Source organism: Desulfosporosinus nitroreducens, from assembly GCF_023897015.1.
GTDB classification, from domain to species: Bacteria; Bacillota; Desulfitobacteriia; order Desulfitobacteriales; family Desulfitobacteriaceae; genus Desulfosporosinus; species Desulfosporosinus nitroreducens.
This window is the reverse complement of the sequence record NZ_JAMHFY010000001.1, coordinates 308684-332100: the sequence shown is the minus strand read 5'-3', so window position 1 is coordinate 332100 and position 23417 is coordinate 308684. Positions and strand designations below refer to the sequence as shown.

Here is a 23417-nt window from a genome sequence, read left to right as displayed (position 1 = left end):
CGGGAAGTGTATCAGACTCTCACCTTCTCTGACTCGCTAAAAACATTCCTCAAAGACTTACTAATTCTCTTCATTGTCTTGCATGTTAATTTTCTGTATTGTAATATGGCAGAAGGCACTTCGTCAAGAGGTGTTATGTAAAAGATTTAAAGTTAGGGGAATCTTCATGAAAAAACCGGAATTGTTAGCTCCTGCGGGAGATTGGGAAAAGTTAAGATACGCTCTGGCCTACGGAGCGGATGCTGTTTATATGGGAGGGCAGGCTTTTGGTCTGAGGGCTTACGCCGGGAATTTCGGTTTCCAGGAAATGGAGCAAGCGGTTCGCTGGACGCATGATTTAGGGAAGAAACTTTATATAACGGTAAATATCTTCGCCCATGAGCCGGATTTTGAAGAACTCCCGGCTTACCTCAAGCAGTTGGAAACCTTAGGTGTTGACGGAGCGATTGTCTCAGATCCGGGCGTTATTGCGATAGCCCAGGAGGTGGCTCCTCGACTGCCTCTTCATTTAAGCACTCAGGCCAATAACACAAATTCATATTCGGTTCGATTTTGGCTGAAGCAAGGGATTGAGCGGGTTGTTCTCGCTCGGGAGCTGACGCTGGAAGAGATAAGAGCAGTACGTACTAAAGTGGATGGGGGACTGGAAATCTTTATCCATGGAGCCATGTGCATGTCTTATTCAGGGAGATGCTTGTTGAGTAATTATTTAACAGGAAGAGATGCTAATCGGGGAGAGTGCACTCAGCCCTGTCGGTGGGGATACGCACTTGTGGAGGAAAAACGGCCAGAGGTTGTCTTTCCGATTGAGGAGGATGAACGCGGGACTTATGTTTTCAACTCGCACGATTTATGCCTCTTGCCTCATCTGCCCCTGTTAAAGTCAATTGATATAGACAGCTATAAGATCGAAGGACGGATGAAAAGCGTTCAATATGTTGCCAGTACAGTTAAGGTTTATCGTGAAGCCATAGACACTCTTTGGGATCAGGGGGAAGAAGCCTTTCAGGCCAAGCTCCCTCAGTGGTTAGAAGAGATGGACAAAGTCAGTCACCGGGATTATTCCGCAGGATTTCTCTTTGGTAAACCGGGGGCGAGCTCGCATAATTTAGTGTCTTCTCATTATGTTCGGGATTATGACTTCGTAGGAGTTCGGTTGGATGAAGGGAACATAGATAACGAAGCCGCAGCCGCAGATACCACAGATGAGTCCGTAGCTTGGATCGAGCAACGAAATAACTTTAAGCTGGGAGAGGTTTTAGAGGTTCTAACTCCCCAGGGCGACTGTTGGTCGTTTGAAGTTAAAGAGATGTGGGATATCGAAGTAGAACCGATAGAAGTGGCTCGTCATGCTCAGCAGAAGATTAGGATGACCGTCCCCAGAATGATTCTTCCCTATAGTATTTTGAGGCGGGCGAAAAGCGAGAGAAAGTGAAGCGCGATTATATGAAGTGATAAAAAGTGTTAAGCGGCTCATGTTCTGTTTTAGGGCCGGCGGCTTCGGCGAAACCCTCCACTGGAGGCTATCGTAACCGAAGCAGAATAAGAAACACTCACTTAAAAGAAATGGGAGTCTTCGTTGAATTGATAAAAACAAGTCCACAATAGTAGTTTAAGGAGACGAGTGAATGAATTATGATGGTTCAGACCAATCAAGTCCTCTTTTTTCGGATGTTGATGTTATCGTTAAAGCGCGCTTAGAACGGGTTGAAATGCAAATGTTAGATAAACTTGTCGAGGGTTTAGGGCATTTAGGCATCGTAACAACAACGAATAAAGCTTTAGGAGAGGTCATGATTCAAACAACCAAGCATTGTTGGCCAGATTTAAAAAAGGCCATAGAACAGATGCCTTTTGAGATAGAGTTCATTTAAGATAAATATGAAGAATTAGGGGAGTAGCAGATGAATTTTTCAGACCAACCAGGGGCACACCTCTCGGATATTGACCTTATCATAAAAGCGCGCATAGATCGGTCACAGATCCAAATGCTTTGCAAACTTGTCGAGGGCTTAGGGCATCTCGGCATTGTAACAACTACGAACAAAGAATTAGGTGATGTCATGATCCAAACGACAAAGTATTGTTGGCCTGAGTTAAAAGAACTGATATTAAAGATGCCGTTGGAGATCGAATTTATGTAAATAGCAGAAGGAACCCAAAGGGTTCCTTCTGCTATTTGCGTACCATCAATTTTTTAATGGCTTGATCGAGCCCTTCTAGGGTTAGTTCATACATTGGAAAGACACTGCGCACCATTTTAATGGTGTGATACCCGTGAACTCGTTCCCAATATTTCTCGGGTATAGGATTAAGCCAAACATTATACGGAAACGTCTTAGCTAAACGTTCCAACCAGGTGTATCCTGGCTCCTCATTGCCTAAATCCCAAAAGATGTTGCCATCGATCATCGTGAGTTCACTTGGGGCCATGGCTGCATCCCCTATGATAATGACTTTATAGTCTTTGCTGAGTAAATGCATAGTATCAATAGTTTTGACTGCTCTTTTGGGGTTGCAAGCGGCATCTAAATATAACTGGTCATAAAAACAGTTGTGAAAGTAAAAGAACTTTAGATCCTTGAAATGAGAAGACTTATGCACTGCAGAAAACAACTCACTGCAGATTTTGGCATAGGGAGCCATCGATCCCCCCGCATCCATCAGGACAATAAGCTTAACGGTGTTTTTGCGCGGCCTTGTCCAAACAAGTTTCAATTTCCCAGCATTTTTGCAGGTTTTATCGATAGTATCATCTAAATCAAGTTGGTCTTTGGCTCCGTCAAGACGCGTGCTGAACTGGCGCAATTTACGCAAGGCGACTTCAAACTGACGCACTCCTAAGGTTTTGTCACTGCGATACTCCCGGTAATTTCGCTCTGCGGCCACTTTCACCGCGGATTGCCCGTATGACTCGCCCCCTATGCGCACTCCACCGGGATGAAACCCAGAGTGCCCGAAGGGGGAAGTCCCACCCGTTCCGACCCATTTATTTCCGCCGTGATGAGGACCATCCTGTGTACGCAGACGTTCCTCTAAAGCCGATTTTAAACTCTCCCAATCGGGTAACCCTAGTTTATTCAAGAGTTCATTGCGTTCTTCTTCGGAAAACATCTTAGGTGGTAAAGGATTTTCCATCCACTTGGAAACCTGATCTAATAATTGTGCAGGGGTCTCTATCCCTCGAAAATAGTTCTGAAATGCAAGGTCATATTGGTCAAAGTGACTTTCGCTTTTAACTAAGACAGCTCTGGCAAGATAGTAAAATCCTGATAGGCTTGATCCAGCCAAACCTCCGTTAAGTGCCTCCATCAAGGTCATCCATTCTGTGATAGAAACAGGAACCCCTTCGCGTCGTAATTGATAAAAAAAGTTAGTATACATAGTCTGCTCTACCAGCCGCGACTGTTGGCGCGTGACGGACTGTCTGCCCCGCGCGAATGAAGTTGCCTTAAGGCCAAATCAAAATCCTGATTCTTCTTTAACAACGCACCTAAGAAAGGGATTTCCTTTGAAATTCTATCCGGTTCTATACCACCAATGGTTAAGGCCTGTACCCAATCGAGAAGTTCGCTGGTACTGGGCTTTTTCTGCAAGCCTGAGACACTTCGCAACCAATAGAAAGATTTTAATGCTTCCGCCAGCAGTTTGGATTCTAGCTCAGGAAAATGGACGTGAACAATCTCTTCCATCATTGCTTGATCTGGAAAGTCAATATAATGGAAGATACATCTCCGCAAAAAAGCATCCGGCAGTTCTTTTTCCGCGTTGCTCGTGATGATCACTATGGGGCGATGTTTAGTCGTGATGGTTTCCCCAGTTTCCGGGATGTAAAAGTTCATTACGTCTAATTCCCAGAGCAGATCATTGGGAAATTCTAAGTCCGCCTTATCGATTTCATCGATCAAAAGGACAACCCGCTCAGTAGATTCAAAGGCTTCCCCGAGTTTACCCAACTTAATATATCGTTTTATGTCGGAAACATTCTGCTCGCCAAATTGACTGTCATACAGGCGTTGGACCGTGTCATAAACATACAGGCCATCCTGTGCTTTGGTGGTGGATTTAATATTCCAGATAAGTAATCGGAGTCCAAGAGAGCGGGCAATGCTTTCCGCTAAGACGGTTTTACCGGTGCCAGGCTCCCCCTTAATTAGGAGCGGTCTCTTTAGGGCAACTGAGATATTAACACTGTTGCGAAGATCGTTCGAAACTATGTAATCATCAGTTCCTTGATAGGATACATGATCGGTCATTGCTATAATCCTCCTTGTCATAACTGAACTTGTTTTATATAATAATACCACTATTCTGTCAATTTTGTATATTATTATTGTTGTGTTTTGAAAACTGATCTTTTACCTTTTATAGATGGGTTATAACTCCTGCAAAATGGCAACATTTTATGTGGGGGGGATTGATTAATATGTTTAAAACTAGAAAAGAAGGCGGTTATACGCTTACTGAGCTTATGATTGTTATTGCGATCGTGGGGGTTCTGGCATTTTCAGAGGTTGAGCATGTTAGGACTGCGGCGAAACTTACGGGGGTGCAGGCTAATTTTAGATCGGTCACCACTGCCATATACGGCCTTGAAGCAACTGATACCCTAGACATAAAATTAAGAGAAGTATTTGGAGATTCAGTAATCCCAGAAGTTGAAGATATGAGGAATCCGATTACAAATAAGGTTGGTGTTGCAACAGATGAACCACATATCGATGAACTAACCGCAGCAGTCTATGTGTTAGCTGAGTCAGAATCTCTTGTACCATCAGCAACTGAACCGTCTGTATATAAAGGCGCTGTCCTAACGATTATACACCCTGACAACAGTGTAGCTGTATATGGCTGTGACGAAAAAGGGAAGCTGATGAAAGGATTACAGATGACGATACAATTATGACATCTCAAAGAATGTAATTTGAAAACAGTGTTATAAATTCAAGGATAATGTTCTAAATTGGAACAAATTGCATTAATAATTAACGGGCTTAAGCATTGTTTTTTTTCAATTAAGGTCTTATGCTTAAAGTATACAAGTAGCTTATTTGTAGACACTAGCGTTGTGAATATTCCGAAATTTGTTTCTGTAATTATAAATTTTGGTTAATATACCTATTGACGACTTATAATAAAACCGATAATATATAGAAAAAAGGTAATAGGACCAAGGTCCTGGAAGAATGGGACTAAAGACCTAAATAACTAAGAGAAAAAGTACATAAGAGAGAGGATGAATAAGTTGAACGAGATGATCAAACGTAGAAAAGATAATGGTTTTACTTTAATCGAACTTATGATTGTTATCGCTGTAATTGGGATTCTGGCGGTTGTTTTGATCCCGAAGGTGGGGACGATTAAGACTCAGGCTAAGACTGCTGGTCTGAATACTAACATTCGGTTAGTCGAAGGATATATTCAGAATAAAATAACAAAATGGGCGGACAATGGAGCAACTGAGAATGAAATTCAGAATGACATAATAGAGGCATTTAATAATGATGATATTACCAATCCTTTTACTTTCAGTAAAGTAGTAGCTAAAAACGCATCAGATAGTGAAGCTTTAATCGTACAAAAAACAAACGATAAAAATGATGTAAATAAAAGAGGATCTGTAGTTGTAGAAGTTGATAAAATTGATCCATTAACTATTACAATAACTGCTCATGATAATGATGGCGATATTATTAAAGACTTGACCGTTGAAATAACTCCTTAAAATTGTTTTGAATAGTATTCAATCAAATAGGAAAAGGGTGTTTACCGAAACACCCTTTTCCTATATTCTTAAAGTAACTCGGAAAGGAGGAATCCCCATGGCCCTACGCCAAGAACGCAAACGTCTTGGAGAAATACTCATCGCTGGTGGCGTGATTTCTCCAACTCAATTAGAAGAGGCTCTTGCAATGCAAAGGTCTCTTGGTCTTCGTTTAGGCGAGGTCCTAATTAAGCAAGGGCTTGTCACTGAAGAGGATATTCTGCGTACTATGCAAAGTCAGCTGGGACTGCCTTCGATTGATCTTAATCGCGTTGTTGTGTCCGAACAAGTTCTTCGTTTACTTCCAGAGAACGTTGTGCGGAAATACACGGTTCTTCCTGTGGAAATGAACAACGCCCAGCTTATGGTGGCTATGTGCGATCCGACTGATTATTTTGGAATCGATGATTTGCGCTTAGCTTCAAGAATGATGATCAAGCCCTGTTTAGCCAAAAAAGAAGATATTCTCCGGGCTATAGATCGCTTCTATGGTCGAAGTGAAGCGGAAAAGGCGGCCCGTGACTATGCCAAACAATTGGGCGTGGCACCGGTTGCAGCAACATCTCAGTTGGCGTCTCTTAACGTTTCCGGTGTGGAAGTTGTTGATGAGGAATCAACCCCGATTATCAAATTTCTAAATACAATTATTGACAATGCCGTTAATAACCATTCCAGTGATATTCACATTGAACCGATAGAAGAAGAACTTCGGGTGCGCTTCAGGATGGATGGCGTGTTGCGTGAAATTATGCGGACTCCGATTAGTATGGCAGGTCCAGTCGTCAGCCGGGTGAAAATTATGGCTGACCTCAATATTGCGGAACGACGGTTACCTCAAGATGGCCGAATTTCCTATCTGGTGGGGGGGAAGATGATCGACTTTCGGGTTTCCACATCTCCCACAATGTATGGAGAAAAGGTTGTTTTGCGTATCTTAGATAAATCAAGTACTATTCTTGAGACAGAAGCTTTAGGACTTGTCGGCAAAGATTTGAAAGTCTTTGAGGACTTAATCTCTAGACCTTACGGGATCGTATTAGTTACAGGCCCAACGGGAAGCGGTAAGACAACAACTCTCTATACAGCTCTGAACCAGTTAAATACATCGGATAAAAACCTGGTTACGCTTGAAGACCCTGTTGAATTCAACTTCAAAGGGATCAATCAAATGCAGGTGAACACTAAAGCTGGACTGACGTTTGCAACAGGGCTCCGATCAATTTTGAGACAAGATCCTGACATCATCATGGTGGGCGAGATGAGGGACAATGAAACGGCACAAATCGCTGTACGCTCCGCATTAACAGGGCATTTAGTGTTGTCGACCATTCATACCAATGACGCAGCCAGTTCAATTACGCGTTTAGTAGATATGGATATAGAGCCTTTTCTACTCTCTGCTTCGATTATTGGAATTATATCTCAAAGACTTGTCCGGCGCATCTGTCCTCAATGTGCGACTGAATATAAGGCAGGCTTAAAAGAGCATTCTATCCTGGAAATACCTAATGAAACCCCTTTTGTGTTAAAAAAAGGGCAGGGGTGTATTTACTGCAATAAGAGCGGATATAAAGGCCGAATTGCTATTTTTGAAATGATGCCAATTACCGCGGGGCATAGACAGCTTATTGACCAGCGAGCAACAGCGGATGAATTAAGAGACTATGCGATTAAGCAGGGGATGACGACTCTCAAGCAGGCGGCCGCAAGACTGGTATTAGATGGAATTACAACCTTGGATGAACTTCTAAGGGTGACTTATGTGAATGAATAATCTGAGGTGAACGGCAGGAATGCAATTTCGCTATAAAGTAATTAATGAAGAAACACGGGTGACTGAAGGAGCATTAGAAGCGGCGGATCTAGAGGCTGCCAGACGGCAGATAAGCGAGAATGGCTGGCAAGTTATCTTTCTAGAAAAATCGTCCTCGCTGAGTGGGTTGCTCTCTAAGAAATTCAAACCTAAGGTGAAGCATGAAGCTATTTCTGCTTTTTGCACGCAAATGTCGATGATGATACGATCGGGAGCCAATTTAGTCAGGGGATTGGACATTCTTCATTCTCAGATGGAGGATCGGCGTTTGAAAGAGGTCATTGGAATCATTCATCGCAGTGTTAGTCGGGGTAGTTCATTATCTGCGGCCATGCGAGAATGCCAAGGGGCTTTACCGGAACTTTTAATTAATATTGTCAGTGTCGGTGAGGAAAGCGGAAACTTGGACTCTGTCCTGTCTAATATGGCAGAATACTATGAACGGGAAAATTTTATTCAAAAGAAGATTACAAGTGCGGCAATTTACCCTTTGACTATGTTAATTGTCCTTGTCGGACTTATTGTCATGTTTATGAATTTTATTCTTCCTGAGATCACTGAACTTATGAAAGGGAATGGTCAAAGCCTGCCATTGGCAACTCAGATGATTGTTGACACAGCTGATTTTTTACAGAGTCATGGAATATACCTCTTGCTAGGTTTTCTAGCCCTCGCTGTGCTTTTAGCCAGGGTATTTAAGATTCCTAAGTACCTTTTTTACCTGCATTCTTTTCTGCTAAGAACTCCTCTTTTGGGCAAAAACATAAAAGATGTAGTTATTGCCCGTTTCTCTAGAACTCTAGCCTTGTTTTTACATTCTGCTATTCCTATTGTGCCGATTTTAAATTCTCTAGAAAATATCGTGGGCAACGAAGTTCCTCGTTTAGCGATTGTCCGTTCAAAAGACCGAATTATTAAAGGAGAGACTATGGCCTTAGCCTTCGGACAAGAGCCTTTCTTTGACCCTCTCATTATACAAATGATGTCTATTGGGGAAGAAACAGGACGTTTGGAGGAACTAATGGTCGAAGTAGCTAATCACTATGATAAGCGAGTTGAGATTGGGCTGGCACGTTTAGTGGCTTTGGTCGAACCGATCTTTACGATCATTATTGGAGTCTTTGCTGGGGGGCTAATCATTGCTATTGCCTTACCTATATTCAATATGGCGAGTGGGGTCGGTGGAGGTGCCGGGGGTCAATAAGTCAATTATTTAAAGTACTTAATATTTAATTCCTCAACAAATTAAGCTTGGAGGGCGTCATGTGGACACGTCCGGTAGTTTCGAATGTTATAAGAAAAGTAACTTAGGATTTACTTTAATAGAGATAATGCTAGTTATTGCAGTGGTTGGGATACTGGCAATGGTAACTGTTCCCAAGTATCAAGGAGTTACTGATCATTATCATCTGGAATCTTCGGCTCAAATAGTAGCAGTGCAATTACGCAATGCCAAACAATATGCTATGGATCGGCGAACAGAAGTTTATGTAATGTTTAATTCAAAAAGTGTTCAAACATTCCATGTGATTAAAAATAATAGCTCTCGTGAGTATGAGTATGCTGTAATAGAGAATCCACAAAGATTTGATTCGGGAATAAAGTTTGATTTTAGTGATCTGAGCAATGAAGGGCTTAAAGATATCCCCACCACAACAGCGGATGGAAATGTTATTAACAACATTCCGCTCTATGATAAATGTTTAGTTTTTGATAGAAAGGGTTTTCTTCAGGTTAGCCCGGTTAGTATCATCTTGTCTAATTCTCGTAAGTCCCGTCAAAGTGTTAGTATCGGCCTAACATCAGAGGATTTGAGTGTTAAGATTAGTTGGGAATAAGCTTTCATCCAATACTTTAAGACTAAAGCGTGATTTGGAGGGCTAAGGATGAAAACTAATAAGGAAGACGGTATGACAATCTTAGAAGTTGTCATAGCTATCACCATTTTACTTATGGGGACAGTTTTTGTAGCACAAAGCAATTCTCTATCCTATCGTTTCCTCGGTCAACAAGAATTACGCCAGCAAATGGTCTTCTTTGCTGCTGGGGCGATGGAAGCAGCCTTAGAAGCAGCCTTAGAAGGGGAGAATGAGGACTTAACAAGTGGCAGAATTACTGCAAAAGCTAGTTTAGACGTTCATATTCCTGAGCTGCTGCCACGAGGCTTAACCCCTTTTAAAGTTACTGCTTCTGTTAACTCACCGAATATTTCCGATGTTGAAATGTATAACTACAGGTACAACTACGATGAAAAATAGGTTCTTTGATCAGAGAGATGGTTTTAAAAACACTGGGTTTACTTTATTAGAGCTAATGATTGCCATAACGATCTTTGGCTTTCTAATGCTTTATGTCTCTCAATTGATGCGCTCTGAGATTAGATTATATAACAATGCCAGCAAACAAAATGACCTTGATCACAACGCTCGGTCGGCCATGATGCATATTTTAGATGAGATGCGTCTCGTTCCAAATAAAACTTACTCATATGGGGATAAACCAAGAGACAGTACAACCAAAAAAGGGTACAACAGCGGAGTTTATATCTATTCCTCTACTTCGACTAATTATTGCTTAATCAATGAAAATCCTCCGATAGATTCCCTAACCGGAAAACTTTCCCCTCCTGATGGGACAGTGATTTTTTTTGATAAACAAAATCATAAATTGTGGTATCGGGATGGGAATAGGAATGATCATCTAATTTCAGATCAGATTAAGTCATTAATTCTAACTCAGGACGAAATTAATCCAAGGCTTGTTAAGATTGTTTTAATTGCAGAGGATACAAGTATCAACAGAACTTATGAACTTGTCTCTTATATGCGCTTATACTAGAGGGAGGAAACTATGAGAGAGCGCGGTTCTGCCATGTTGACAGCTGTTGTGGCTGTAATGGTCTTACTCCTTATATCAGGTATTCTTTTTTCCTTAGTCAATAATCAGTTTAAAATGCAAACGACTGAGGAAAAAGCATTAAAAGCATACTACTTGGCTGATGCAGGAACAACCTATGGAATTGCTGTTATGGTTAATGCTGTGGTTGATGCGGTGAAGAAAGGGAATTATACGGATACTACGATAACGATAAAAAAGCCAAGTCCTTTTGGACCAGCTTATCGAGGAGAATTTGAAGTTACTGTGTCAGTTAGTCCTGATCCAAATCAAAACTTTAATTCCAATCTAGATTCAGATCAGGTGTATAATATTACGGCAACCTGTGAGGGGTATTACCCAAGTAAAGATGATAAAAACCGAATCTTAAGAAAACTGAAAAAAGAATACGCCTTTAAAATGAGCATGGATACACCTTAAGCGTAGAATACTGAAGTTTTAATATTTACATTACCAAGAGTCAATGATCGCTTTTTCAGTATGTTTTGTATTAAATCCTTAGAACAACTAAATATGTGAACCCTCGAGTATTGCTTAGGTTAAACTAGGGACCTGGGATTTAGGGAGGTGTTAAATGAAAAAGAGAAAGAATCACTTAGCCCTATTTGTTGGACTAGCTTTAATATTCGTTGTCCTTTTAGGCACTTTAGTTTTTGCCACTGCGAACAGTGATGATAATGGGAACGGGGGGAATTCGACTAAAACCTTTTCGATTCAGAGCAGTGACGACTTTACTAAGAAAGAAGATATTAGTAAGCTAGTTGTCAGTGCTGGTCAGGTTTTCCCGATCTATATTTATGCTGTTAATAAAGGCAATGCTCAATCTCCTGAAGTTAATCAGGAGATTCCCGTGCAAGTAACCTTGTTTAATCCTAGTAACAATCAAACGTTTCAAACTTACGTAACAATACCTAAAGGGCCTGCTAATACTTATGCGACTTTAGATCTTAGCTGTGCATACCCCGGAAAGTGGACGGTTAAAGTATATGGTAATCCTGGCAAGGGTAATGTTACAGTATCCGGTACTTTTACTGTTATAGGTAATGAGGCTGTACTCAATGTTATCCCGCCGGAAGCAACGATTCTATTAAATTCTACCCAAAAGTTTCAAGCTCTCTTTACGGATTCACAAGGAAATACAACCCCTATATCCGATGAACCGGCTATTATTATTCCTGAAGCCTTAAACTATACGATTTTTTCAGGAAGTTCTGCTTCGACATTGGCATTAAATGGCACTGATATTAACATAAAGGGTAGCACTCATTCGAATAGAGACTTTATCGCATCTGTTTATAAGCTTAATATATCCCAAACTTGTGAGGCTGTAACAACGGTGCAACTGAATGGTAATATGAATGATATTCATATTGGTAAGGTAGTTCAGAATGCTTCGTCTATAGTTATGCCGGATATTGGTAATGCAATCATAGCGATGGCTCAGGCGACTGGACAAACTTATAATGGAAATAAAACCTATAATGATACTAACATTTATTTAAATTCTCCAATTTATGTTGATGGTAATTTAACAATAAATTGTAATGACTTTTCAGGGATAGGTCCTATCGTGGCAACGGGAGATATAACGATTAATTCCACCACTTTATCTATCATGAATGATGCTCCTGTTAGCCTTTATTCGAAAAACGGTAATATAAAAATAGGTAATAACAGTGTAAATCTAAAGGGAATGGTTTACGCACCCAATGGTACTATTACTATGAATGGCACGTATCTGAATATTTATGGTCGAGTGATTGGAAATCAAATTGGGATACAAGTTAACCAGTTAAATATTGATAGCAGTGATAATGACTTAACAAGTCTAATAACAAGTGGAGTACCACAAGTAAAGTGGTCAAGCAGTGATCCGAGTGTAGCAACGATTGACCCAAGTGGTTTGGCAACAAGTACTGGTTTGGGAACCTGTCTAATTACAGGGGAGTATACAATTAATAATGTTACCTACACAGATACGTCGCAGCTTACAGTAATATCCCCGACCCTTAGAATTGATCCCGAAAGCGTCATTATACCTTTAGGTTCTACCCAGGCATTTAAGGCTATCCTTGAAGATTCAGACGGGACCGCAGATGTAACAGAATCAGTAACATGGTCAAGCAACAGTTCGAGTGTAGCAACTATTGAATCGTCTGGATTAGCCACTAGTAAGGGAGGGGGAACCTGTAAAATTACGGGAACCTATTTGATTAATGGCGTGAGCCTTACAGCTGAGGCTCAGCTTACAGTAGCGTTGCCGACACTAAGTATTGAGCCCGCTTTTTCATGGATTTTATTAGGCTCCAAACAACAGTATCAAGCGATACTCACTGATTTTGAAGGAAAGGAAAAAGAAGTAGTAACGGAATTTATGGAATGGTCCTGCGATCAACCAAATATTGCAACAATTGATTCATCAAGTGGCTTAGCCACAGGTATAAGTGCAGGAACCTGTATAATTTCAGCAACTTATATCATAAATGGAGTGAGCATCACGGCTTCCGCTACCCTTGAAGTTATGGACCTGAGTATGGTTACGACTTTAATCGTTAAACCAGCACCGGTGCCGATGATGAATGCCATCTTTGTTGGAGATACTCAACCATTTACCGCCCATTTGAAGTATAGTGACGGAACAAGCACTGATGTTACCGATAGAGTTAAATGGTTTAGCAGTGTTAGCTCAGTTGCAGCTATCGGAGATATTGACGAAAATAAAGTCTTAGTCACCGGAATCTCTGCAGGAACCAGTATAATCTCGGCTACCCTTAATACTAACAACAACTCTTTGTCTGGGTCGTATTTGTTAAAGGTTTTACCGATTAATGGCGGAATTATTCGGGAATGGGAACTATAATAAGTACAAAGTATCCTAAAATATCCTTTGGCATAGAGCTCTATGATGAAATGTATTAAATCAAAAACGCTCCTTGGGAATTTTACATTTACATCAATGGTAAACAGAATTTGAGGAGAATGCAACATGTTTAAGCAGAAACAGTGGCTGGCAGTTATTAAGGGAAATCACTGGGTTGTTGCCAAAGTGGCTCGCCATAAGAGCAAGCTGGATATTCTCCATTTGTTAGAATTTCGTGCAGGTAGTGAAAATGAATTCCAAAGCGTTCAATACCAGCTTGGTGAAGACCTGCGATTGCAGAAAGAGGATTTGAAGGAAGAGAAGCAATCGAATGCTGTTGGAAAGACGGATTTACTAAAGGAGTGGTTGAATAAGAACGGTATTCCTGTGAACAAGTTGCGAATTGCCGTTTCGTGTCAGGGAGTGATTACGCGGATGATTACTCTTCCGCTTATGTCCACCCAAGATTTAGATAGACTATTGACGGAACAAGTTGATCAATATTTTACTTTGAATATTTTAGATTATGTTGTGGATTATAGAGTTTTAGAACATTTTAAAGAAGATGGGGAAATGCGTTTAAGAGTTCTTCTTGCTGCCCTGCCTAAGTATCAGTGGAAAAAACTTTGGTCTGAGTGGGAAGAGATTGGATTCAAACCAAAAGTGGTTGATTTAGCGGCCGATGGATTGGCACGATTGTATTCGCAATTGACCCTGAAGGGTAAGAACCAAACGAATATAGCTGAGTTGGGGACTCCTCTTGATTTAGCAATTGTTGATTTAAGTGCTGAGCGTGTGGAATTTATCCTCCTAGAGCAAGGAGTGTTTTTCCTGTTTTCCGATTTAGAGGTTTCATTAAACGAGTTGGATCAAGTTGCGATTACTGTCCATGCTCAAGGGCTTGACCATGGACAAGCTGAAGAGGGGGAAGATTCACAGCTGCAGACCGCAAAAGTGAATGCTTGGGCTAAAAAAGAAATTGAAACGACTTTGGGAAGTGTCTTACAGTCTCTCTCTGAATTCTTCGGCTTTTTTGCAGCACGGCATTTTGGAAAATCCATTGATCGTATTTATATTACTGGAGACTACGCTAATCTTCCCTACTTACAAGAGATCTTTGAGAACAATTTAGAAATTACCACGCAGGTAGGCTTCCCGAATGCTTGGCGTCCTTGTTTCAGCAAGAAAATGAGTATACATCAGAAGAACGGGATGAAATATGGCAGCCTTTATGGTTTGGCCTTGCGGGAGGGCTAAATGAGAGAAAAAAGAGAGTTTAATTTTGCTAAGCGGTGGCTTGAAGGGCTGGCCAGAGAGAATGGAAGCCCTTCAAAATGGAAGGAAAGAGCATTGCTTTGGGGCACGGGAAGCATATTAATCTTAATTGTAGCGGGAAGTATTCCCTGGCTGTGGGAATATAAGGTGAAGCGAGATATTGCCCTTGTTGAAAAGCAAATCATCGCGATCGAGAAGATCAATAATCAGGTTAACCAACTTAAGGGGTTAAAGGTTCAAGCTCAAGAACAACAGCAGTTATTGGATCTTATGCAAAAGAGTTCCCAAGATCCTGGGCCTATATTGGAAAAACTAATGGAGAACTTTCCGATAGGGACGGTAATTAATTCGTTTTCTCTCCAAGAAAATACCTTGACAATGGGAGTAAGTGTTCCGATACCGGTTGACGTTGCGCGTCTGTGGGTTAGTTTGCGTGATTCTGGGATGTTTCAAGAAGTTGATATTCAGACTGTATCATTGGAAGATAAGGCACAAACTTTGAATTTTAACTTAAAGTTAAGGCAGAATCAGGATTTTGACTTACAGACGATGAAAAGTAAGGAGCAAGAAGGGTGAAGGAGTTAAAAAAGGAAAAGCTTGAAAAAGTGATACTTATCCTATTTCTGATCTTCGGGCTTGTCTATGCTTATATAACTGTTCTTTTTTTGCCGGAATGGACGGTTATTCAAAGTTCAACAAGTCAATTAAATGCTCAGGAAAATCATTATCAGGAATTGCTCTCCTACCAAAATAATCAAAGTGGGCTTCAAGAGGAAATTACAGGGCTAGAGGCTAAGGTGCACCAATTGAATGCCCAGCTTCCGAATCGGATTGATAACCCCCAACTCATGGTCGGACTCTATACTTTGGCTAAACAACACTCGGTTATTCCTCAAACCTTAGCTTTTGAGCAGGCTCAAAACAAAGGTACCTATCAAGAGATGGGCATGAGCTTTAGCTGCCTAGGTAAAACGACGGACATACTCACCATGATTCATGATCTGCAATTCGGGGGGAGTCAACGACTGGCGATCAAATCCATAAGCCTTACTGGCACGCAACAGAACATGCGGGCGGACTTAAAGCTGACGGCTTATGCCAGTCTTGGAAGTTCCGGCGATTCAACTCAGAAACCAGCCTTTATGAATTCCTCCTTTGGTGTAGATTCTCCCGAGAAACTATTTCAACCCTAAAAATTCGCCTTTCGAGAAATCGGAAGGCGAATTTTATATTCAGTGGATAAGCAAAATCTCCAGCTTCTAAGCATAGGTATTAGAATACCATGCGAAAGGAGTGGAGAAGATGATCGCGGAACTCTTCTTTGTCAGTATTGCACTCTCTGTTTTAAAGGGAGTCACCTTACTGGTCTCGTATATTAACAATAATGCCTTTCCTCAGCCTTTAAATGAACAGGAGGAAGCGCGTTATTTAAAAATCCTCAGCCAAAGTAAAACAGAACCTTTTACCTTAACCCGTGAAGTTGAGAATGCGCGCAATACCTTAGTGGAGCATAATTTGCGCTTAGTTGCGCATCTTGTCAAAAAGTTTGATGGTACTGGTGAAGATGGGGACGATCTGATTTCGATTGGGACGATCGGTTTAATCAAAGGGATTAATACCTTTGATCCGAACAAAGGGACTAAGCTTGCCACGTATGCAGCCCGTTGTATTGAAAACGAAATTTTAATGCATTTGCGGTCACTGAAAAAGTCCCGTGGCGAAGTCTCAATCTATGATCCAATTGGTATGGACAAAGAGGGTAATGAAATTTCGCTTATTGATGTTCTGGGTTCCAACGAAGAAGACATTTCCTTGAAGGTCGAAAATGAATCAGAGCAAAAGGCGTTGCTTGAACTTGTTAAAAAGCTTACCAAAAGGGAAAAACTAGTTCTTCAATTGCGCTATGGCTTAATGAACAGCCCCAAAAGGACCCAACGTGAGATTGCCAAAGCCTTAGAAATTTCCCGATCCTATGTTTCGCGCATTGAGAAAAAAGCCATTCAAAAATTAATGGAAGAGATGGCAAAGATTGATTCAAATAGGTAGTCCATTACTTGCTCTCGTGGCATCCTCTAAGGTATAATGATATAAACTTATGCATTTTGGAGGATTCTATGTTAGAGTATTTTCGGCCTACACGTCAAGCTAATTCGCTCGATCTTATTTCGGTTGAACAGCTTCGTCAGGATGGGATTCGAGGGCTAATTATTGACTTAGATAATACTATGACCCCCTGGAATAATGTAGAAGTGGGCCCTAAAGTGGAAGCGTGGTTTAAAAAGGTTAAATCAGCTGAAATTCGTGCGTGTGTGGTGTCTAACAATAGTAAGCGTCAACGCGTAGCCGTGGTTGCCGACCGATTAGGGATTCCGTTTGTTTTTGGGGCCACAAAACCGCGCCGCAGAGCGTTCCGGGCGGGTATGAATCTTTTGGAAACCGGGCAAGAGGATACAGCTGTCATTGGAGATCAGTTGTTTACAGATATTTTAGGCGGAAACCGTCTGGGTCTATATACAATTTTGGTCACTCCCATCAATGATCATGAGTTTATCGGAACTCGGATTATGCGACGGATAGAGAAACTGCTCGTTTGGGTTATGAAGCATTTCGCTTCGGCCAAACCTTACAGTCCGAAAATTCATTAAGCATTCAGGAATGGCTTAGCCATTCCTTTTTCGCTATTTATCATGTCTATGCCCAGATAGGTTCAACTGTACTCAGTGGAGTTAATACTCCCTGAAGCAGTTTCTTATATTTTCTGTTCTGGTCTTACTAAAGGAATTATGTAAAGGAATGTTATAAGTGGAAAGACACTATGCAGTCATGGGTGACCCAATTCAGCATTCACTCTCTCCTTGGATGCACAATGCAGGGTATGAGGCACTGGGGCTAGACGCGGAATATCAACGCTTTCGCGTTGAAGCCAGCCATTTAGCGGAGGCGGTAAAAGGTCTTCGTGCCTTGGGGTTTTCCGGTTGGAATGTAACACTCCCTCATAAGGAAAATATTGTCTCTCTCCTCGATACTCTTACTCCCCAAGCTCAGCGCGCGGGGGCGGTTAATACCGTGAAAATTCATGAGGGACAACTTATTGGTCACAATACGGACGGGGATGGATTTGTTCGTTCTGTAGAAGAAGAACTCCATGGATTTGAAGGAAAAAAGGCAGTTCTACTAGGTGCAGGCGGAGCCAGTAAAGGGATAGCTCTGGCCTTAGCTGAGCAAGGGATGTGTTTACATATTCTCAATCGAACGCCTGAAAAGGCGAAGGGATTGGCTCAAGCCATAGAACGCGAGGGAGGCACAGCTTCTACAGGGGAGTTCGCTCCGGGGGACTGGCTCAAAGATGTAGACCTATTAGTGCAAACGACTTCTGTAGGGCTGCATAGGGAGAGCTTTCCATTCTCATTAGAAGGGATTTCTAAGCGGGCGCTGGTTGTGGATATAATTTTCAACCCTATGGAAACTGCTTTTTTGAAAGAAGCTAAGAAACTGGGGTGCCGAACGCATAATGGTTTAGAAATGCTTCTATATCAAGGGGCTTTGGCCTGGGAGTTTTGGCTTGGTGGCCAAGCCCCTGTCAAGGAAATGCGCCAAGCCCTAAAGAATCAACTCTTCAAGGGAATGTTTAATAAAGGATAGAGGTAAAGGAAGAGTGAAATGAGCAAAGCAGGTGCCAACGATCTTGAGAGAGGATTTACGCTCTTAGAAATGTTACTTGTGTTTGTTCTTTTGGCGGGCTCAGGTTTTTATCTGCTCATTAAGCTTCCTGTTAACTTTGAAAAGCAACGCTTAGCCTTTGAGTCAACTCAATTATTGGAAGACATTCGGGATGCTCGTCAGGCCGCAATGGCTGAGAATAATTGGTATGCGGTTAAATTTTATTATCAGACTGGGGATCACCATTACCAGATCTATAAGCAAGGCCAGATGATAAAAAACGTGTATCTTAAAAATGGAATTAGTTTTTTTGGAAGCCCGGGGGATTTAACCTTTAATGCTTCAGGACGAAGTGTGGGGACGACTATTACTTTGACCAATTCATTGGGTGAGCGGAGAAGTGTCATTGTCGCCCCAGTAGGTATGCGCATTCGAGAAAAGTTGGATATAGAGGGGAAGACGGAAAGTGCGGTTTTTAACAGCGGGAGAATCACACGGTCAGAAATTGGTGGGAATTATCGAGGGACTTCCCTCGGGAATGAAGATTTCTAAGGATCAAGTCGATAAGGCACTTAGAAAACGTCAAAAGGGCCCTGGACGAGGCGGAAGGATGGCCATTGAGCAAGATGAAGTTCTGCTTGTTTCCGGAGTGCGAGGCGGATTAAGTACCGGGGCCCCAATCGCTTTGGAAATTCCTAATCGTGATTGGGAAAACTGGGAGAAAATCATGACTTGGAGAGAAGACGCTGACTTAGAGAGCCGAAAAGTGTTGACTCCTCGGCCAGGGCATGCGGATTTGACAGGAGCTCTTAAATATCGTACAGAAGTCCGGAATATCCTCGAGCGCGCGAGCGCCCGAGAAACTGCCATGAGGGTAGCAATTGGGAGTGTTGCCAGGCAAGTTCTGACCGCCTTAGGCGTAGAAATAAAGGGGCATGTCCTTGCGGTTGGCGGTGTTCACGCAGAGCGTGCTGATAATGAAGAGTATTGGCAACGTGTAGAACAATCAGAGTGGTCTGTAGGAGACCCGATTGCCGAACAACAGATGGGGGAAAAGCTCATCTTGGCACGAGAACAAGGGGAATCCTTGGGAGGAATCTTAGAAGTGCAAGTGCATCATGTCCCCGCAGGATTGGGGTCCCATGTGCAGTGGGATCGGAAGTTAGATGGTAAATTAGCCCAGGCTGTCCTTTCAGTACAAGCGATTAAAGGGGTGGCGTTTGGCTTAGGTTTTGAGGCAGGGGACCGATTGGGGTCCAAGGTTCATGATCCAATTTGTTATGAAAAGGGCCAGGGCTTCAGCAGGGTTTCAAATCATGCTGGAGGAATCGAGGGGGGGATGAGTAACGGAGAACCGATCATTCTTCAAGCGGTTATGAAACCGATTCCGACCCTTTATCAACCTTTAGACACGGTGCATCTGGAGACTAAAGCCGTGGTTAAAGCTAGTGTAGAGCGGTCAGACATCTGTGCTGTACCAGCGGCTTTAGTAGTTTTGGAACATGTAGCAGCTTGGGTAATTGTCGAAGCAGTGCTTGAGAAATTTCCAGCGGATACTTTTATAGAATTACAAACAGCCTGGAAAGATTATAGAGATAATTTATTAAATCAGTGAGAGGGAGGAGCTCCATGCGAAACATTGTTCTCATTGGATTTATGGGAACTGGCAAAAGCACAGTTGGAAAGCGCTTAGCTCAGTCGCTCGCTTGGGATTTTGTTGATACAGACTATGAAATTGGAGAAGTAACCAGCTTGAGTGTCAGTGAAATTTTCCGTCGGCATGGGGAGACCCGTTTCCGTTCAGAGGAAAGCATCGTGGTTGCAAGGCTTAGTCAGCAGGAGCGGCTCGTTATTGCGACTGGCGGAGGTACAGTGCTAAACCCTCTTAATTGGGATGCTTTGGCTCAGAACGGGACCGTTATCGCTCTTCATGCCTCCTTGGAAGCGATTCTCGCTCGGATAGGAAATAAAAATGACCGCCCACTACTTAAGGGTCCAAGAGAAGCTATTGAAAAGCTGTGGTCTGAACGGCAGGAATGTTACTCTCAGGCTGATTTCATAGTCGATACGTCGCAAAAAAGCGTCGACGAAGTGGTAAAAGAGATTCTTATACAGCTAGAGAGGATGACGAAAAATGAGTTTAGCGAAGTGGCCAAAGATTGACGTAACGGCGGACCGCACGTATCCCGTGTTTTTGGGATCGTCTCTCGAAGAGTTAGGAGAATACTTACATCTTCAATTTGAGGATGTGGAGCACATTCTTGTTATTTCACATCAGGTAGTAGCCGAATTGTACTCGGAACGTCTCAAGAAAGGACTTCTTAATTACCGAGTGAATTTGCTGACAGTCCCGGCAGGAGAAACGGAAAAATCCTTGGAACGTTTAGCTCAGCTAACGACAGCGGCGTTGCGTTGTGATGCGGACCGGAAAACCCTCGTCATCGCTCTCGGAGGAGGGGTTATCGGAGATTTGGCGGGCTTTTTTGCCAGTGTCTTCATGCGGGGAATTCGTTTGATTCAAGTCCCTACCACCTTATTGGCGCAAGTGGACAGCAGCATTGGTGGAAAAACAGCGGTAAATCATCCGGCGGGCAAGAATATCTTAGGCACCTTTTACCCACCCTTGGCGGTTTGGACGGACTTTTCAACCCTCGAGAGTTTGCCTTGGGAAGAAGTTGAAAATGGCTTAGCTGAAAGTATTAAGCATGCCATAATCGCTGACCGAGACCTTTTTGAGTTTTTTGAGAATGAAGAAAAAAGTATCAAGCTCCGGGAAAAATCGATCTGGGGCGAAATGGTGACACGGTCTTCTGCTGTCAAAGTGAAAATCGTTTCCCAAGATGAACGAGAACAAGGAGTACGCGGCTTGCTGAATCTGGGTCATAGTTTTGGACATGCCCTAGAGACTGAGATGAATTATCGCGGAGTTACTCATGGACAAGGGGTTAGTATTGGGATCATAGCCGCGACCCATCTCGCCTACGCAAAAGGGCTGATGACTAGCGCGGAGATAGATCGAATTAAGCAGTTGCTTAATACCTATGGCTTGCCGACTGAGATTAAAGGACAAGACCCTGAGGCTTTGTTGCAACGTATGCAATCGGATAAGAAAAATCAAGGGGGACGAAAGATTCTAATCCTGCCCAAAGGAATTGGGCAAGCGATTGTTTCGAAGGAATGTTCCGACCTCGAAATCTTAGCAGCTTGGAAACAAGTTATTTCTTAATATGAAGGATAAAGTGAGAATCTGGCAAGGATTATGGAATCCTTGTCAGATTTTTACTATTGAGAGACTGGAAAAGTGCATATAGAGAACTATCTTTGCCAAAAGACCTAAATACAGATCTATCAAAAAAGTTAAATTCTATGTGTAAATTTAAGGGTAAATAGGTTAGAGTAAAGTTAGAAGCTTGGTGCAAGCCAAGCCTTTTATCAAAAGTCGGGAATCCAAGGTGGGAATAGAGCTTTATTGAGTAACGAGAATAACAAATTAAGGGCTTTGGGGGTATGAAAAATATCTAGGCAACATCGCAAGAAGGAACATATAGAATTTGCTCTAAATACCACGGAATACTTGGTGAAAAATGGTTTCTCTGATATTTATTTAGTATATGAAGCTCTGCCGGATTTAAACCTTGAGCAGATTGATACTTCTCTGGAGTTTTTGGGAAAGAGGTTGAAAGCTCCGCTTCTCATAAATGCAATGACCGGTGGACATCCTGATGTTGAGTATATTAACAAGAGTCTGGCAAGGGTGGCAGCACGGGCTGGCATTGGCATGGCAGTCGGCTCACAGACAGCCGGCTTGGAAGATCCAGGGGTGAGAAGTACCTATAAGATAGCACGAGAAGAGAATCCTGAGGGGATTATACTGGCTAATGTTAATGCCTTAACACCGCCGGCTCAGGTAAAAGAAGCAATCAACATGATCGGAGCAGATGGCGTTCAGTTACATTTGAATGTTGCTCAGGAACTTGCTATGACTGAGGGGGATAGAAATTTTCGAGGGGTTTTGACCAACATCGAAAATGTCGTAACCTTATCCGATGTACCTGTCATTGTTAAAGAAGTTGGCTTTGGTCTGTCTCGAGAGACAGCTAAGAGAATCTATGATGTTGGAGTGCGTTATATTGACGTTAGTGGTAAAGGTGGAACGGATTTTATAAAAATAGAATTTGCTCGTTCTAGTCAGGACTGCTTAGGGAAATTCCAGAATATCGGTATTTCTACTGCTGCCAGTCTGATAGAAGCTTTAAGTTTGGATTTACCGTTTTCTGTTTTAGCTTCTGGTGGTTTTAAGGGTGAAAGTGATGTAACATGTGCTCTTGTTTTAGGATCTAAATTGGTGGGTATGGCGGGCCACTTCTTACAGGTTCTACATAATAGCTCTGAAAAAGGCCTTAATGATCGAGTTGATAGAATCATAGAAGATTTGCGCCGGTCGATGTTAATGGTGGGGGCTGCTTCTTTGGAAGAATTGTCAAAAAAGCCGGTGGTTATTACGGGCATTACGGCAGAATGGCTTTTGCGAAGGGGCGTTGATATCAACAAATACTCACGGTCTAGAGAATGATATTTGAACTAAGGTATCATATAAAATATATACTGAGGAGTTTATTTATGACTGAGAAAGCTCAAAGAATGCTTAACTACTTAGCCAACCACAATACTATGATCCTTTCTACTTATGGGGAAGACGGACCTTGGGCTACCCCTGTTTTCTTTGTCAATCGTGGATTCCACATTTATTTTTTGTCAGAACTTACGTCAAAACATAGCAGTAACTTGCAAGATAATCCCCTAACAGCGGCGGCAATTACTGAAGACTATCAGGATCCGAAGACGATTCAAGGGCTTCAACTGAAAGGGAAGGCTTACCTTGTGAAAAACCTCAAAGAGACAGCAGTCGTTTTGGCTTCTTATTATAAGAAGTATCCCTTTGCTATGCAGATTTTACAGAATCCGAGTACCTTTAAGGGAGTTTCCAAGGCCCGTTGGCACTGCATAATACCTCAGTTTCTCAAATTTACGGATAATACTATAAAATTTGGCGAACATATTGAGTTGAATTTAAAGGTTGATGAAACTAGAGATGGTTATGAGCTGTCCGAAGTCCAAGCAACTTTGGATACATAATGCTTAGGTTGTAA

Annotated in this window: 26 protein-coding genes; 24 read left to right on the top strand and 2 right to left on the bottom strand. The window is 42.1% G+C overall.

The window, feature by feature from the left end:
• Nucleotides 1-166: 166 nt before the first annotated feature.
• The 3 genes from M8E35_RS01850 to M8E35_RS01840 all read left to right on the top strand — a co-directional run bounded on the left by M8E35_RS01850 (nt 167) and on the right by M8E35_RS01840 (nt 2144).
• Complete coding sequence (locus M8E35_RS01850; protein ID WP_252467025.1) at nt 167-1435, top strand: peptidase U32 family protein; 1269 nt, start codon at nt 167-169, stop codon at nt 1433-1435.
• A 193-nt stretch (nt 1436-1628) separates the two neighbouring features.
• Nucleotides 1629-1874 carry a DUF4911 domain-containing protein gene (locus M8E35_RS01845; protein ID WP_252467024.1) on the top strand — a complete coding sequence of 82 codons (246 nt, stop codon included), beginning with the start codon at nt 1629-1631 and terminating at the stop codon, nt 1872-1874.
• A gap of 30 nt (nt 1875-1904) precedes the next feature.
• Nucleotides 1905-2144 (top strand): DUF4911 domain-containing protein, encoded by a 240-nt coding sequence (locus M8E35_RS01840; protein WP_252467023.1) that lies wholly within the window; start codon nt 1905-1907, stop codon nt 2142-2144.
• Between the two features lie 31 nt (nt 2145-2175).
• On the opposite strand, the gene M8E35_RS01835 is transcribed toward M8E35_RS01840, so the two are convergent.
• Together M8E35_RS01835 and M8E35_RS01830 are read right to left on the bottom strand one after the other, a co-directional pair.
• The gene (locus tag M8E35_RS01835) at nt 2176-3384 is read right to left on the bottom strand and encodes a vWA domain-containing protein (protein ID WP_252467022.1); all 1209 of its coding nucleotides are present in this window, start codon (nt 3382-3384) and stop codon (nt 2176-2178) included.
• 8 nt (nt 3385-3392) lie between these two features.
• Complete coding sequence (locus M8E35_RS01830) at nt 3393-4256, bottom strand: AAA family ATPase (protein ID WP_252467021.1); 864 nt, start codon at nt 4254-4256, stop codon at nt 3393-3395.
• A 170-nt stretch (nt 4257-4426) separates the two neighbouring features.
• Between M8E35_RS01830 and M8E35_RS01825 the strand changes: the two genes are divergently transcribed.
• The 21 genes from M8E35_RS01825 (at nt 4427) to M8E35_RS01725 (ending at nt 23403) form a co-directional block, all read left to right on the top strand.
• The gene (locus M8E35_RS01825; RefSeq protein ID WP_252467020.1) at nt 4427-4906 is read left to right on the top strand and encodes a type II secretion system protein; all 480 of its coding nucleotides are present in this window, start codon (nt 4427-4429) and stop codon (nt 4904-4906) included.
• 348 nt (nt 4907-5254) lie between these two features.
• Nucleotides 5255-5725 (top strand): prepilin-type N-terminal cleavage/methylation domain-containing protein, encoded by a 471-nt coding sequence (locus M8E35_RS01820; RefSeq protein WP_373887412.1) that lies wholly within the window; start codon nt 5255-5257, stop codon nt 5723-5725.
• 97 nt (nt 5726-5822) lie between these two features.
• Nucleotides 5823-7538: a GspE/PulE family protein gene (locus M8E35_RS01815; RefSeq protein WP_252467018.1), complete on the top strand. Its 1716-nt coding sequence runs from the start codon at nt 5823-5825 to the stop codon at nt 7536-7538.
• A gap of 19 nt (nt 7539-7557) precedes the next feature.
• Complete coding sequence (locus M8E35_RS01810; protein ID WP_252467016.1) at nt 7558-8781, top strand: type II secretion system F family protein; 1224 nt, start codon at nt 7558-7560, stop codon at nt 8779-8781.
• A 61-nt stretch (nt 8782-8842) separates the two neighbouring features.
• The gene (locus M8E35_RS01805; RefSeq protein WP_252467014.1) at nt 8843-9415 is read left to right on the top strand and encodes a pilus assembly FimT family protein; all 573 of its coding nucleotides are present in this window, start codon (nt 8843-8845) and stop codon (nt 9413-9415) included.
• A 48-nt stretch (nt 9416-9463) separates the two neighbouring features.
• Nucleotides 9464-9835: a type IV pilus modification PilV family protein gene (locus M8E35_RS01800; protein WP_252467012.1), complete on the top strand. Its 372-nt coding sequence runs from the start codon at nt 9464-9466 to the stop codon at nt 9833-9835.
• A complete protein-coding gene (locus tag M8E35_RS01795) occupies nt 9825-10415 on the top strand; it encodes a PilW family protein (protein ID WP_252467011.1) in 591 nt (196 codons plus the stop codon). The genes M8E35_RS01800 and M8E35_RS01795 overlap by 11 nt, the downstream gene beginning before the upstream one ends.
• 12 nt (nt 10416-10427) lie before the next feature.
• The gene (locus M8E35_RS01790; RefSeq protein ID WP_252467009.1) at nt 10428-10892 is read left to right on the top strand and encodes a hypothetical protein; all 465 of its coding nucleotides are present in this window, start codon (nt 10428-10430) and stop codon (nt 10890-10892) included.
• 154 nt (nt 10893-11046) lie between these two features.
• Nucleotides 11047-13332, top strand: coding sequence for an Ig-like domain-containing protein (locus tag M8E35_RS01785; RefSeq protein ID WP_252467007.1), 2286 nt, complete (start codon nt 11047-11049; stop codon nt 13330-13332).
• A 126-nt stretch (nt 13333-13458) separates the two neighbouring features.
• Nucleotides 13459-14589 (top strand): pilus assembly protein PilM, encoded by a 1131-nt coding sequence (gene pilM / locus M8E35_RS01780; protein ID WP_252467005.1) that lies wholly within the window; start codon nt 13459-13461, stop codon nt 14587-14589.
• Nucleotides 14590-15183 carry a PilN family protein gene (locus tag M8E35_RS01775; RefSeq protein ID WP_252467004.1) on the top strand — a complete coding sequence of 198 codons (594 nt, stop codon included), beginning with the start codon at nt 14590-14592 and terminating at the stop codon, nt 15181-15183. It abuts the gene before it with no gap.
• The gene (locus M8E35_RS01770) at nt 15180-15800 is read left to right on the top strand and encodes a type 4a pilus biogenesis protein PilO (protein WP_252467003.1); all 621 of its coding nucleotides are present in this window, start codon (nt 15180-15182) and stop codon (nt 15798-15800) included. The genes M8E35_RS01775 and M8E35_RS01770 overlap by 4 nt, the downstream gene beginning before the upstream one ends.
• 109 nt (nt 15801-15909) lie before the next feature.
• A complete protein-coding gene (sigK, locus tag M8E35_RS01765; protein ID WP_073030367.1) occupies nt 15910-16653 on the top strand; it encodes an RNA polymerase sporulation sigma factor SigK in 744 nt (247 codons plus the stop codon).
• Nucleotides 16654-16721: 68 nt separating this feature from the next.
• Nucleotides 16722-17252: a YqeG family HAD IIIA-type phosphatase gene (locus M8E35_RS01760; protein WP_252467002.1), complete on the top strand. Its 531-nt coding sequence runs from the start codon at nt 16722-16724 to the stop codon at nt 17250-17252.
• Between the two features lie 157 nt (nt 17253-17409).
• Nucleotides 17410-18249: a shikimate dehydrogenase gene (gene aroE, locus M8E35_RS01755; RefSeq protein ID WP_252467001.1), complete on the top strand. Its 840-nt coding sequence runs from the start codon at nt 17410-17412 to the stop codon at nt 18247-18249.
• Between the two features lie 18 nt (nt 18250-18267).
• Nucleotides 18268-18819 (top strand): type II secretion system protein, encoded by a 552-nt coding sequence (locus M8E35_RS01750; RefSeq protein ID WP_252467000.1) that lies wholly within the window; start codon nt 18268-18270, stop codon nt 18817-18819.
• Nucleotides 18734-19882, top strand: a complete 1149-nt coding sequence (aroC, locus tag M8E35_RS01745) for a chorismate synthase (protein ID WP_252466999.1) — start codon at nt 18734-18736, stop codon at nt 19880-19882. The genes M8E35_RS01750 and aroC overlap by 86 nt, the downstream gene beginning before the upstream one ends.
• A 14-nt stretch (nt 19883-19896) precedes the next feature.
• Complete coding sequence (locus tag M8E35_RS01740) at nt 19897-20430, top strand: shikimate kinase (RefSeq protein ID WP_252466998.1); 534 nt, start codon at nt 19897-19899, stop codon at nt 20428-20430.
• Entirely contained in the window at nt 20402-21493 is a 1092-nt protein-coding gene (aroB, locus tag M8E35_RS01735) for a 3-dehydroquinate synthase (protein WP_252466997.1), read from the top strand. Before M8E35_RS01740 ends, aroB begins: the two co-directional genes overlap by 29 nt.
• Before the next feature lie 288 nt (nt 21494-21781).
• The gene (gene fni, locus M8E35_RS01730; RefSeq protein ID WP_309446437.1) at nt 21782-22840 is read left to right on the top strand and encodes a type 2 isopentenyl-diphosphate Delta-isomerase; all 1059 of its coding nucleotides are present in this window, start codon (nt 21782-21784) and stop codon (nt 22838-22840) included.
• A gap of 47 nt (nt 22841-22887) precedes the next feature.
• Nucleotides 22888-23403, top strand: a complete 516-nt coding sequence (locus tag M8E35_RS01725) for a pyridoxamine 5'-phosphate oxidase family protein (protein ID WP_252466995.1) — start codon at nt 22888-22890, stop codon at nt 23401-23403.
• Nucleotides 23404-23417: the final 14 nt, after the last annotated feature.